10 protein-coding genes are annotated in these 12,882 nt (G+C 34.6%); 1 reads left to right on the top strand and 9 read right to left on the bottom strand.

The window, feature by feature from the left end; translation table 11 throughout:
* Positions 1 to 42: 42 nt before the first annotated feature.
* The 9 genes from PBT89_RS03745 to PBT89_RS03785 all read right to left on the bottom strand — a co-directional run bounded on the left by PBT89_RS03745 (position 43) and on the right by PBT89_RS03785 (position 11,577).
* Positions 43 to 1,113: an SDR family oxidoreductase gene (locus PBT89_RS03745; RefSeq protein WP_270063453.1), complete on the bottom strand. Its 1,071-nt coding sequence runs from the start codon at positions 1,111 to 1,113 to the stop codon at positions 43 to 45.
* 83 nt (positions 1,114 to 1,196) lie between these two features.
* A complete protein-coding gene (locus PBT89_RS03750; protein WP_270063454.1) occupies positions 1,197 to 1,778 on the bottom strand; it encodes a Crp/Fnr family transcriptional regulator in 582 nt (193 codons plus the stop codon).
* Positions 1,779 to 2,006: 228 nt separating this feature from the next.
* Positions 2,007 to 3,287, bottom strand: a complete 1,281-nt coding sequence (locus PBT89_RS03755; protein ID WP_270063455.1) for a TolC family protein — start codon at positions 3,285 to 3,287, stop codon at positions 2,007 to 2,009.
* Between the two features lie 69 nt (positions 3,288 to 3,356).
* Positions 3,357 to 6,491: an efflux RND transporter permease subunit gene (locus tag PBT89_RS03760; RefSeq protein WP_270063456.1), complete on the bottom strand. Its 3,135-nt coding sequence runs from the start codon at positions 6,489 to 6,491 to the stop codon at positions 3,357 to 3,359.
* Positions 6,492 to 6,528: 37 nt separating this feature from the next.
* Positions 6,529 to 7,584 carry an efflux RND transporter periplasmic adaptor subunit gene (locus tag PBT89_RS03765; RefSeq protein WP_270063457.1) on the bottom strand — a complete coding sequence of 352 codons (1,056 nt, stop codon included), beginning with the start codon at positions 7,582 to 7,584 and terminating at the stop codon, positions 6,529 to 6,531.
* Positions 7,585 to 7,992: 408 nt separating this feature from the next.
* Positions 7,993 to 8,904, bottom strand: coding sequence for an AraC family transcriptional regulator (locus tag PBT89_RS03770; protein ID WP_270063458.1), 912 nt, complete (start codon positions 8,902 to 8,904; stop codon positions 7,993 to 7,995).
* A gap of 211 nt (positions 8,905 to 9,115) precedes the next feature.
* A complete protein-coding gene (locus tag PBT89_RS03775) occupies positions 9,116 to 9,811 on the bottom strand; it encodes a nitroreductase family protein (RefSeq protein WP_270063459.1) in 696 nt (231 codons plus the stop codon).
* Between the two features lie 79 nt (positions 9,812 to 9,890).
* Positions 9,891 to 10,796, bottom strand: a complete 906-nt coding sequence (locus PBT89_RS03780) for a bifunctional metallophosphatase/5'-nucleotidase (protein ID WP_270063460.1) — start codon at positions 10,794 to 10,796, stop codon at positions 9,891 to 9,893.
* 16 nt (positions 10,797 to 10,812) lie between these two features.
* Positions 10,813 to 11,577: a 5'-nucleotidase C-terminal domain-containing protein gene (locus PBT89_RS03785; RefSeq protein ID WP_270063461.1), complete on the bottom strand. Its 765-nt coding sequence runs from the start codon at positions 11,575 to 11,577 to the stop codon at positions 10,813 to 10,815.
* 332 nt (positions 11,578 to 11,909) lie between these two features.
* On the opposite strand from PBT89_RS03785, the gene dapA reads away from it, so the two are divergent.
* Positions 11,910 to 12,800, top strand: a complete 891-nt coding sequence (gene dapA, locus PBT89_RS03790) for a 4-hydroxy-tetrahydrodipicolinate synthase (RefSeq protein ID WP_270063462.1) — start codon at positions 11,910 to 11,912, stop codon at positions 12,798 to 12,800.
* The last annotated feature ends 82 nt before the right edge of the window (positions 12,801 to 12,882 follow it).

Below are 12,882 nucleotides of genomic sequence, written 5' to 3' on the forward strand. Positions count from 1 at the left end.
AACCGCTTTTGTTTTTATACAATGATGATGATTGAATCAACCCTAAGCCGGAATTATTTTTTCTTCCTTCAGTTGTTCAAACAAGTTAAAAAATGATTCTCTGGTATCTTGATATTCTTTAAAACCAAGTTTGCGGCTTTTGGCCATATTGGTCATCACCTCAATTGGTCTTCCCAAATCTAGATCTGTATGCCAGGGAGAAGCTAGTCTTTTTAATTCAGATTCAACTAATTCGTGTTGCTCTGCAATTTGTTTCCAAATCTCTTCATCATTTTTCATCATTTCTTCAAGAGTTTTATTGTTTTCAACATAACCTTGATATTCAACCCCAAAGTAATTAGCTATTTCTTTCCACAGCCAGCTCCAACGAAATACATCGCCATTTACGATATTGAAGGCTTCATTTTCTGCTTCTGGTGTAGTGGCCGCCCACAAAAATTGCTTGGCTAAAATATTGGCATCGGTCACATCAGAAATTCCATTCCATTGTGCTTCAGAGCCCGGCCAGATAAATGGGGTTCCGTGTTCTTTACAGATACTTGCGTAAACGGCTAAAGTGGTTCCCATATTCATTAAATTTCCAACCGCTTTTCCAATCATCGTGTGCGCACGGTGTATGCTCCACGTAAATCCATCACGTTTAGAAGCTTCATAAACCTCATCTTCTTGTGCATAGTAGAAATTCTTCAATTCTAATCGTGGGTGTTCGGTTCTTACAGGGGTTTCTGGTGAAAATCCTTCTTTCGCGTAATTTTCAAATGGACCTAAATAATGTTTAAGTCCGGTTACTAACGCAACGTGTTTTACCGATTTCTTAGGAGATAAAACGTCTATCAAATTTCTAACAATCTTGCTATTCACTTTAATATTTTCTTCTTCTGAATCTTTTAGTATCCAGGCGGTAAAAAATACGTGAGTTGGTTTTACATCTTTTAAGGCTTCTTCTAGCGCTTCCGGGTCTAGCAAATCTGCCTTAATATTTTTTAATCCTTCTAGGTTTACGTCAGAATTTCGTGTAATCCCGTAGGTGGTCCAATTATTTTCGATGAGTTCTTGGGCAAGGTTGTTTCCTGCAATGCCGCTTGCGCCAACTATTAATGCAATATTTTCCATAATTATCTTTTTCTTTTTGACAAAGTTATGCTGAAATTTACTGCTGTGCATTGATTTGAATCAAGAACGAGAATTGAGTTTTATCAATTATTCTGAATGATATTCTTCTTTATTCTACTAATGGTTTCTGGAGTAAGCCCAAGATAAGAGGCAATAAGATGCTGCGGAATACGCTGTGAAATTGATGGATATAATTTTAAAAAATGCGCGTATTTTTCTTCTGCAGTATGAGTATTAGAACTTATTAAGCGTCGATCTTTTGTTACCAAACTGTTTTGATATAAAATTCTGAAATAGCGCTCCATCACAGGTACTTCAACTAAAAGTTGCTCGTAATTAGAACGCGAAATCAATAAAACCTCGCTATCTTCAATAGCATCAATAGATAAAATAGCTTTTTCATCTACAATAAAACTTTTAAAATCTGAGACCCACCAACCTTCCATAGCGAATAAACTAATGTGTTCTTGTCCTTTATCATCTATAGTGTAAGATTTCAAAATTCCTTTAGCTACAAAGGCTAGGTTTTTACAATATTCTCCTTCTTGAAGTAGAAACTGTTTTTTACTAAGTTTTTTAGTCGAAAAAAAATTAGGAATACGTTTTTTGGCGCTTTCTGTTAATTCAATTTTGTCTTCAAGATTATCAAAAAGTTCCTTAAACATATTATTTGTATTGGCTTTTTATTTTACGGGTAAGCTTTGTCGTTTAAAAACGAAAATATACAAAATTTACAATCTTATACTTAAAAGTTTTTAGCTCTAGGAAACGAAGTTTAAAACAGACTGTGATCTGTAAAATAGCTATCAAAATTAAGATGCGGGTAAAAAGAAAACCCTTCAATCTAAATACTATTAGCTTGAAGGGTTTTTTTGCTTAAAAAAATTCAGCAATTAATAAGCTGCAATCGCCTTTTTATACTTTGCCTCGTTAATTTTTAGTGCCGCTTTGGTCTGAATCATTTGCGTGTAAGCTTCTTGCCACAACACTTGTCCTTCTAAAACATCTTTCCCGGTAATAATACCGGAATCAAACTGATTTTTGAGTAATCTTAAATTCTCCTGCGCCTGCTCTAAAGATTCTTCAGAAAGTTTTACTTCTCGCATAGAACGATTTAAACGTAGACTAGCATTCTTGATTTCGATACCTAATTCTTCTTTGGTATTTTCAAGTTTAAGTTTTTGAGCTTTCGCGTGAGCTTGTTGCTCAGTTACTTTGTGTTTGCGACCACCCCAATCAAAAATAGGAATGCTTAAATTTACAAGTCCGATGGCAGAAGTGAAACTGTCTGAACCATCAGAAAAATCTATTTGTTTCCCTGCGGAATAGATACCATTTATCGCAACAGAAAGGGAAGGCTTACGATCTGCTTTTAATAAATCGGTTTGGAGGTTCTGTATTTCCACAGCTTCTTCTAACATATTAATTTCTGGGCGTTGGTTTACAAATACACTTGGATCTTCAATATTTTTTGGAATGATTTCTAACTCGTTAAATTCATCTTCCAGAACAAAATCCATTGTATTTAAACCAATGAGTTGCGCAAAAGAATATTTAGAAACAATTAGACCATCTTTAGCCTTTTGTAATTGTATTTCGGCATCATTAAGTCTTACTTTAACACGTAGCACATCATTTTTATTTATAAATCCAGCATTGTATTTATTGGTAAGATCTGTATGCAGCGTATCTAATAACTGCAAAGATTTTTTAGCCAAATTTACTTTTTCGTAAATACTTACTAAATTCCAATATTGGGTTTCGGTTTCTAGTAGAATCTCTTGCTCTGTTAACTCTTGTTGTGAGGTTTGTAATTGTACAGAAGATTCAGCTAATTTTTTTCCGTTACGTATTTTTCCGCCGGCATAGAGCACTTCACTTAACGCCAAACTCCCATTAAAACTCGTTTCAGGTAACATAGTTTGCATTGGCTCGCCTAAATATAAGCCTACAACACTTGCTTCCAAACTGGGTTTGTTCTTTGCCTGTGCTGACGATAAAGCTTCGAAAGCAGCTTTTAACTCTTCATTAGCTTGTTTAATCTCTCGGTTATTAGATAGTGCCATTTGTTTGGCATCATCTAGCTCTATTTTTATATGCTGTGCTGTACTGTTCAGACTCAACAGAAAAACACTAACACAAAATAAGCGTATTATGATTTTATAAATAGTCATGTGTTTTATTTTCAATTAAAGAATAGAGCAGTATTTCATACTTTATCCATACTGCTCATCTTGATTTATTTAAGAATGCTTGGGTTTGTAAAGAATAGGATCGTCAACATCAGATTGATTTCTATCCACATCTTGTTTAGGCTTTATACAAAGACTATATAATACCGGCACTACAAAGAGCGTAAGCACCATAGAAAATAACAAGCCAAAGGCAAGTACACTTCCTAGCGGTGCCCACATAGGAGATTTGCTCACTATCATTGGGATCACACCAACGGCTGCCGCTCCAGAGGTTAAGAAAATAGGTCGCATTCTACGTTTAGAAGCGGCCATAGCTGCTGCTTTTATAGAATAGCCGTGATCTAAAATCAACTCATCGGTATAATCGACCAGAATTATTCCGTTACGTACCACAATACCTATGAGACTTATAATTCCCATAAAGGCGGTCATTCCTAAAGGATTTCCGGTGACGAATAATCCGGTAAAAGCTCCTAGTAAACTCAATGGAAACGTACTCAGCACGATTAAACTTTTTCCTAAGTTTTTAAACTGAAAGAGTAGCGTTAGAAAAATAAGAATCAAGCTCACTCCCAAAGAAGTCATCATATTAGGTTGATTATCACGCGTAGATTCTGCATCCCCTCCATATTCAATATGTACGCCTCTAGGCAATTCAATCTCTTCTATTTTAGGTTGAATAGCTCTAAGAATACTAGATGGAGTGACCCCCATTTGCGCTTCAGAAAGTACCGATAAAGCTTTAAGTCCGTTGCGGTGAGCGATCATTCCTGTATGCCAAGACATATTTAAACTTGCTACATCTTTAAGCGGAACTTTTTTACCATAGGAAGAGCTAATATGAATGTTAGATAAGGCATCAAAATCTTTTCGGTTAATAGAATCATAGCGAACAAAAATATCAACGGGTTTATCACCTTCCCACATTGTAGATAATGCGTAACCTTTTAAACCGGCACCTAATGCCTGAGTGATCGCAGAATTGCTTATGCCTAATCGGGCAGCACGATCTTCATCTATATCTAATTTGAGTCCTAAATAATCGTTTTCTGAATCTAATCTTACATAATTAGGACCTTCAGCATTTTCAAGAATATCTTTAACCTGAAGCGCTACTTTTTTAAGATCATTATCGTTTTCTCCAAAAACTCTTACCGCAATTGGTGCACCTTCTTGTAAACTCAATTGTTTAACCTGAATATGCCCATCTGGTAAATAGTTTTTAAATTTCTCTAAGTATTCTTTAGCAAGATCATCTGCATCATCATTACTCGTTGTGGTAATGAAAATCTGCGCGTAATTTCTACGTGGTGTTTCGGGAGCGTAAGCGGTATGAAAACGCGGAGAACTCATTCCTATGAAACTGGTGACATCGGTAATTCGATCTTCTTTTCTTAAGATATTTTCCAGCTCAACAACCGTTTCTTCGGTACGTTCTAGACTTGCCCCTACCGGTAAACGAACTTCTAAATTGAATTGATTACGTTCACTCTTAGGGAAGAATTTCTCTTTTAAATTTCCTGCAACTCCAAAGGCACTAATGACGGATAGAAAACCAATCAATAAAGTTGTTTTTGGCCAGCGGAAAGCCGTTTCAATACATTTATCAAAAAACAGCTGTAAATAATCTAGCAAACTCTTTTTACGCACTTTACGTTCGCTCATTTTATGTTTAAGTCCTTTTTTGATAAACACATAGCAGGTGTAAGGCGTAAATACTAAAGCAACCACTAAAGAAGTACATAAAGCCAAACCAATAGCTACCGGTAAAGAAGACATAAAATCTTGAGCAACACCATCCATAAAAATAGCTAATGGAGCAAAGGCAAAAATAATTGCAATAGTCGCTGTAAAAATAGGTAGCGAAAGTTGTTTAGCAGATGTCCACGCCGCCGTCCAGGGCGTGACACCTTCATCTAGTTTTTCAATGTAATTGTCTACGACCACAATAGCATCATCTACCACCATCCCGAGAACAATAATTAAACCGGCTAAAGTTACTTGATGTAAATACAAGCCAACCATATTCATCAATCCAAAGGTGATGATAATAGATATAGGGGCGGTAATAGAGGCTACTGCAGCTACTCGAAACGGTAATAAAAGCATTACCACAATAATTACTGAAGCAATAGCCATCCCAAATTCGATCATAAAATGACCAATACTATCGTCTACAATTTCAGGTTGATTGACGATGGTTTTAATATGAATATCTGAAGGAAACTCTGCTCTAATCTTATCTATTTTTTCTTGCACGGTTTCTCCAAAAGCAACAATATTATTGCCGGGCTGCATATTGATAGACAAAACCATCGCTTGCTCTTCACCTACACGTACATAAGATTCTCTTTCTTCAAAACGGCGTTCTATCGTTGCTACATCTTTTAAACGAACTACAATCCCTTCTGGAGTGGTGTAAATAATTTGATTGGCGATTTCTTTTTCAGACTGAAATCTGCCAGAACTGTAAACAGGTATCAAGGTGTTTGATCCCATATTCAGTTCTCCAGTATATTGAGTGACGTTAGCTTGCTGAAGTTTGTTAACTAACAAGCTCATATCAAAGCCGTATTGGCGTAATTTTTCATCGTTTACACTAATGTAAATTTGACGTTGTTGCTCTCCACTTCTGTTAATCTTAGAAACCGTAGGGATTACTTTAAGTCCGTCATCTAACTTATCTGCATATTCTTCAATTTCAGCATAACTACGTTCTGATGAAGAAACAGAAAGGATCATAGCGGTAACATCACTAAAATTGCTATTTACAAAAGGCCCAACAACTCCTTTAGGTAGGTTGGGCAGCAAATTAGACTGCATGTCTAATTGTAGCGTATGCCAAAATTGTTTTCTGTTTTTTACTGAAGAATAAATCTCTACTGTAATAAAAGATTGTCCTTCTCGGGTTTCAGATTTTGTTTTAGCCTTTCTTATCTCTTCAAAAGAAAAAAGGTATTCTTCAATCTTATCAGTTACTTCCTGTTCTACTTGATACTCATCTGCTCCAGGATAGAATGCATAAATCATCGCAGTAGGCATTACAATATCCGGATCTTCACTTCTAGGCATATTGAAAAGTGAATACAAACCAAATATGAGTAACAGCACAATAACTACTTTCACCACTTGGTTATGTTTCATCACCGATTCCAAGTAGTGTATTTTTCTTTTCTTTGTCATATTAAAATGCTCTTAGAATTTTTAAAAATTTGATCTGTTAATACTGAATAGGACTTCCATCAACCAGCTTAGAGTTTCCTTGTGTAATTAGAAGATCTCCTTCTTTTAGTCCACTCGAAATAATTACCTGATTCATTCCTGTAGCACGTTCTATAGTGATACGTTTTTTAATTGCTGTTTTATTAGGTTGTGCAAGAAAAACATAAGCGATATTATCGGTATCTTTCAAAATACTAGTAGTTGGTATGCTGATTCTGTCTTGGGAAACTCCCGTATTAATATGAAGTTGAGCTAACATACCCGGCAGAATGGCTCCATTTTTATTTTCCAATTTTACTTTCACTTCAAAAGTTCTAGAGTAGTTATCTGCCTGAGGAACCAAAATACTTACTTGGCTTTTACGCTTTTCGTTTAAAGCAGGGATCTCAACTTCTACAGAATCACCAATAGATACATGAGCAATATCACTTTCAGAAATGGAAGCGGTAGCGTACATGATATTGGTTTTTGTAAGTACGAAAGCTGGAGAACCGGGAGATTGTATAGCGCCGGCTTCTGTTACTTTTTTAGTGATTATGCCTGTAAAAGGGGCGACTAATTTAGTGTCTTCAAGATCTTTGGCTGCTAAATTCATGTTGGCTTTCGCTTGAGCTTTATTTGCTTTAGTAACAACTAAATCACGTTCTGGTAAGCTTTTTAAATCAAATAGATCTTGACTACGTTTAAATTGATCTTCAGCTCGTGTATAATTGGCTTCAGCAACAACATAGGCGCTTTGGTAGCGCGTTTGTTCTAAAGAAGCTAAAAGCTGTCCTTTTTTGACATGTTGACCTTCCTCTGCATATATAGTCTGAACCCTACCCGCAACGCTGAAGGATAAATTAACAGTGTTATCGGCTTCTAGATTACCACTATAATTAAATTGTTCTGATCCTTTATTTTTAGTAACTTTTTGTACAGATACTCGATTAGGAGTTTTTTGTTGTTTTTGTTGAGCAGAGTCTTTACAGCTCGTTAATGTTGTAATCATTAACAACATACCTATTATTAAATGGTACTTGTTTTTCTTTTTTGAAAAAAAATTAAGCTTCATAGTAAACTTCTAAATGTTATGAATATTGATTTATCTGATGAGTTTCCGTGATTTTTAGAAAATTTGACGGTATTCATTTCGGGGTGCAAAATTGCGGTATATTTGAAGTTCTAGTAAGGTTAGAAATCAGCTAAAATTGGTCTAAAACCATCATTTTGTATTCGTAAACAAGACAAGTTTTTGGTTTGTCATAGTCAGAAATATTACTTGATAATAGCGTTTTAAATGCTCCAATACTTGTCTCGTTCTAAAACGTATTGTTTAATTGAATGTTGAATTGCCTTGCCTCGAAGTAATTTACTTAAAGTGTATTTTTATTAAAATATACAGGAGTAAACAATTAAGATCAATAATTATAACAGAGTAAGCCTTATAAAAAAAATGGTCTAAAAAAGTTCTTGTAGCAGTTTAACCTTGAGCAAGATTATTGCGATAGGCAGACGGTGAATATCCGGTTGCCTTTTTAAAATATTTACCAAAAAAAGATTGATCGCTAAAATTAAGAGATTCTGCTATTTGAGCGATGCTTAAACTTCTATTGGCTATTAAAATTTTTGCTTCAAGTATCACGGCTTCATCAATTAATTGGCGGGCTGTTTTTCCTGAAATACTTTTAAGAACTTTAGTAAGATGTCCCGGAGTAACGTTTAAAGCATCGGCATAAAAAGATACACTGCGCTCTTCTTTGAGGTGTGATTTTAATAGATGGATGAAATTTGCTGAAAGTTCTTCTTTTCTCGAAACTTCAATTGGTAACAAGGGATGTTGCTTTTCATATAAAGCCCTTAATTCATAAAAAATTAAATTGAAGGCATGAATGATCTTATGCTCGATATGATCTTCCTCAATATTTTTTGTTTTAAGGCGAAGATAGGTCGCTATAGAAATAAAAATTTCTAATTCATCAGCGTTTAAAGAAACCTTTTTACTGTTAGTCGAAGAAAGTAGCTTAAAGGATTCTAGCGTCCTGCTTTGAAGTGTATTTTTGAGTGCAAATTTTTTTGTAAACGTGAGGATGATTGCTTTTGAATCCTCTAAAAAATCTATGGATTGCGTGACCATATGGCCCGAAACCGAAATTAGGTCGTTAGGCTCTAGAATATGCGTATTTAAATTAAGCTCTAATTTAACTTTACCCTTTAAAAGTAATATGATAAGGTGATGATTGGTACGGAAGGGAAATGCAAAGCCAGAAGCTTCTCCTTTTGAATGGCTTTCTTCAAAAATGCTAAAACCCTCTAGGAAATTTTTATTACCTCTTAATAAATGAAGCTCTTGCTGATCATATTCCTTAATTGCATATGGTTTCCATTCGTTCATTTAAAAAATGAAATAATTTTGTCAAATATAATTGACTTTTTTTAATTGAATAAATTAGGTTGAAATCATTAAAAAATACTTCAGTAAGCAGTAATTGTAAAATGTGTATTTTAAAGATGAGAATTTGAAGAAATAATTTTATAATAAAAAAAAGCCTTATCATATCGATAAGGCTTTTTCAATGCTTTAAAAGCTTTTATAAATCAAGAAATTATTTCTTCAAATCTCCAATAGATTTATCCATAGGCTCTTCGTTATATTCAGCGGCATCAGCTATGGTCATTTCACTAATAAAATCTTCTTTAGGCGTACGTACTTTTTTCATGTTTACCAACCAGTCGTTTTCTTCTTCACGGTATCCCAATGGTAATAACAGCGTACTCTTATAACCACTTCCTTCTAATTTAAGAAGTTTGTCCAGTTGTTCAGGCACAAAACCTTCTACCGGTGTAGCATCAACTTTTTGCTCTGCAGCTGCGGCGATAGCCATGGCGAAAGAAATATAACTTTGCTTAGAAGCATGTTCGGCTTGCCAAGTTTGTCCTAATGGCTCATATAAACTTAAGATATTAGCTTTGTAATCGTCCATCGTTTCATGTGGCAAACCACGCTCGTCCATGGTGTAATTAAAAACTTCAGAAACACGTTCGTTGCTGTAATGATCCCATGCAGCAAAAACTAGAAGATGAGAACAATCGGTAACCTGACTCTGATTCCAAGAAATTCCTTTTATTTTCTCTAATAAAGCTTTGTCTGAAATTACAATAATCTTATACGGCTGTAAGCCTGAAGAAGAAGGAGCTAAACGTGCCGCTTCTAATATATAATCCAATTTATCTTGAGGCACTTTTTTGCCATTCATTTTTTTGGTGGCATATCGCCAATGTAAATCTTCTAATAAACTCATTGTGCTATTTTTTTAAGTAGTGCCTTAGGCGTTGTAAAGATCATTTGCTTACAAAATAAACAATTTTAGATATTCTGAATTAAACCTGCATACTTTTACCGTTGCTAACAGAAGTTTTTTTTCCATTTAAATAAAAATCAATTCGGCCTAGATAAAGTCCGTAACATCCTACTTGATTAATCATTACCTCTTTGTCTACTTTGTTTTTAATCACAGTAGGTTTGTCTAAAAAAGTATGGGTATGACCTCCAATAATTAAATCGATATTATCGGTTTTAGCGGCTAATTTATGGTCATCTATTTTTTGGCTGTCATATTTATATCCCAGGTGTGAGAGACAAATAACGAGATCGCAGTTTTCTTCATTTTTCAAAACCTTACTCATGTCTGTGGCCATTTCGATAGGATCCAGATACTTCGTTTCTTTGTATAGCTTATCGTTAACCAGACCTTTTAATTCTATTCCTACACCAAAAACGCCGATTTTAATACCGCTTTTTGTGAAAATTTTGTACGGTTTTGTGTGCCCATCCATAATGGTATTACTGAAATCGTAATTTGAGATCAGAAAATCAAAATCTGCATGAGGAAGTTGAGCATATAAACCATCAATTCCGTTATCAAAATCATGATTACCTAAAGTAGAAGCGTCATACTTTAATTTGCTCATTAATTTGAATTCCAGCTCGCCGCCATAAAAATTAAAATACGGTGTTCCCTGAAAAATATCTCCGGCATCCAACAAAAGCGTATTAGGATTTTCCTGTCTTATTTTTTCAATTAAAACAGCTCTTTTAGCTACTCCGCCCATGTTTGGATTTCTATGGTGATCTGGGCCAAATGCTTCGATATGACTGTGCACATCGTTAGTATGCAGGATTGTAATATGTTTTGGAGCTTCAGTAAAACTAAGTGAAGATAAACCACCTAATCCTACAAATGCTGAAGCTGCTGATGTTTGCTGAATAAAATTTCTTCTTTTCATAATGTTTATTTTTCAGCTATTCTTTAATAAATCTATCGTCTTGTGTTGCCGTAATGGTATCGGTTTTTTCAAAATAATCGATAATAGCATTTCTCAATTTATAATCGATATTGTATAAATTAACCGGATCTTTAAAAAAGTTCATGCTATCTCCACCTTGTTGTAAATAATCTGAAGTTGCTACAAAATAATTTTGAGATTCATTAATTGGTTGTCCGTTTACGCTGGCTTCAGTAATATGATAATCTTTAGCCATTTTAATTTTTATGCCGCTAACAGGATGTGCAGATTTTCCTTTTTCAAGATAAGAAAGTAAGTCTTTTACCTTTTTTCCAGATAATTCAGCAATTACAATTTGATTTTCAAAAGGCATCATGTTGTAGGCATCACGCGTTGTAATATCCCCTTTGTTTAATTCGGCACGAATTCCGCCATAATTCAGCAAAACAAAATCAATAGAATTACCGGTGCGATTTTCAAAAACAGGATTAGATTGTTCCATCACAATATCGGCCATTAGATTACCAATACCGGTATTCATCCCCTTTTCTCCTTTGCTTAAAATAGTTGGATTATAGGCTATGGGCGTATCTAAGGTTTCATTAAGATGTTCTTTATAAGGAGCAATGTAATCTTCGATTTCTTTATCTGCTGAAATTGTGCTATCGATAGGAATTTCTTTGGCTTCAATTTGAGTCTTGGAATTTCCGGGGCTAGATTTACAGGCCGAAAAAGTAAGTATACTTATTGCTGAAAAAAATAATAGAATGTTTCTTTTCATAGAAATTTAAAATTGCGCTACAAAGGTAAACAGATTCAGAAAGTATGCCGTTTTTCTTCCGAAGAAATTAATGGAGGTAGGCGATAATGTGTATTTATTGTAACAAAAAAAACAAACCTGTTAAATATAGAAATAGGTAGCGATATTGAGGATCTCCTGCTAGTAAAATTCTATATGAAATTATTTACATTTGTCGACCAGCATCATGTGAAATTTGCTTGAATAAAGCTTTTGATAAAATAGGAATTTATTAACTGAAGAGTGAGATTTAGTATAGGTTACTATTTAAAAATGACGCTGAAATATTGATAAAATTAAACGAATACGAGAAGATGAGCGCGTTTGTAGGCACAGGAGTAGCATTAGTAACTCCTTTTAAAAATGATCTAAGTGTAGATTTTGAAGCTTTAGAGCGATTGGTAGAAGATCAAATCGCAAATGGTATCGATTATCTTGTAGTTTTAGGAACTACAGGAGAATATACAACGCTTACTAAACAGGAAAAAGAACAGGTAATTAAATGTATTGTTACAGTAAATAATGGTCGTCTTCCTTTGGTTTTAGGGATAGGAGGAAATAATACTATGGCTGTGGTAGACGAAGTTAAATCTACAAACCTTAAAGATTTTCAGGCAGTTTTATCGGTTTCTCCATATTATAGTAAACCATCACAGGAAGGGATTTTTCAGCATTTTAAAATGGTAGCAGAAGCTTCTCCGCTACCTATAATTTTATATAATGTACCTGGAAGAACAGCATCTAATATGTTGCCAGAAACTATTGCTAGAATTGCTCTGGAATGTGATAATGTAATAGGAGTGAAGGAAGCAGCGGGAGATATAGTACAGGCTATGAAGTTGATTAGTCTTGTGCCAGAAGATTTTAAAGTGATTTCTGGTGACGATATGATTACACTGCCAATGACGCTTGCTGGTGGAGCAGGAGTGATTTCTGTAATAGGGCAGGCATTTCCTGCTGAATTTTCTCACATGGTGCAATTAGGTTTGGAAGGAAACGCAAAAGAAGCCTACCAAATACATTACAAAATAGCGCCTTCTATAGATTTGGCTTTTGCTGAAGGAAATCCGGTAGGTATCAAAGCTATTCTAGAAAAGAAAGAAATATGTAGTAAGAATGTAAGATTACCTTTGGTAAATGCTTCAGAAGGATTGCAGAACAAAATAGGTGAATTTATTAATCAATTTCATACCGCTATTGTTTAGCAAGAATTTGATTAATTTCGATATAAATTAAAGCTGCTTTAGGCAGCTTTTTTTCGTTTAGAGCAGAAGAAAATTTCCGAAT

Origin of the sequence: Zunongwangia sp. HRR-M8 (assembly GCF_027594405.1) — a bacterium.
Taxonomy (GTDB): domain Bacteria; phylum Bacteroidota; class Bacteroidia; order Flavobacteriales; family Flavobacteriaceae; genus Zunongwangia.

Excerpts from the sequence above, each read along its gene's own strand:
- PBT89_RS03745 (WP_270063453.1), bottom strand. The coding sequence starts at position 1,113 with ATGGAAAATATTGCATTAATAGTTGGCGCAAGCGGCATTGCAGGAAAC.
- PBT89_RS03775 (WP_270063459.1), bottom strand. The coding sequence starts at position 9,811 with ATGAGTTTATTAGAAGATTTACATTGGCGATATGCCACCAAAAAAATG.
- PBT89_RS03770 (WP_270063458.1), bottom strand. The coding sequence starts at position 8,904 with ATGAACGAATGGAAACCATATGCAATTAAGGAATATGATCAGCAAGAG.
- PBT89_RS03780 (WP_270063460.1), bottom strand. The coding sequence starts at position 10,796 with ATGAAAAGAAGAAATTTTATTCAGCAAACATCAGCAGCTTCAGCATTT.
- PBT89_RS03755 (WP_270063455.1), bottom strand. The coding sequence starts at position 3,287 with ATGACTATTTATAAAATCATAATACGCTTATTTTGTGTTAGTGTTTTT.
- PBT89_RS03785 (WP_270063461.1), bottom strand. The coding sequence starts at position 11,577 with ATGAAAAGAAACATTCTATTATTTTTTTCAGCAATAAGTATACTTACT.
- dapA (WP_270063462.1), top strand. The coding sequence starts at position 11,910 with ATGAGCGCGTTTGTAGGCACAGGAGTAGCATTAGTAACTCCTTTTAAA.
- PBT89_RS03765 (WP_270063457.1), bottom strand. The coding sequence starts at position 7,584 with ATGAAGCTTAATTTTTTTTCAAAAAAGAAAAACAAGTACCATTTAATA.
- PBT89_RS03760 (WP_270063456.1), bottom strand. The coding sequence starts at position 6,491 with ATGACAAAGAAAAGAAAAATACACTACTTGGAATCGGTGATGAAACAT.
- PBT89_RS03750 (WP_270063454.1), bottom strand. The coding sequence starts at position 1,778 with ATGTTTAAGGAACTTTTTGATAATCTTGAAGACAAAATTGAATTAACA.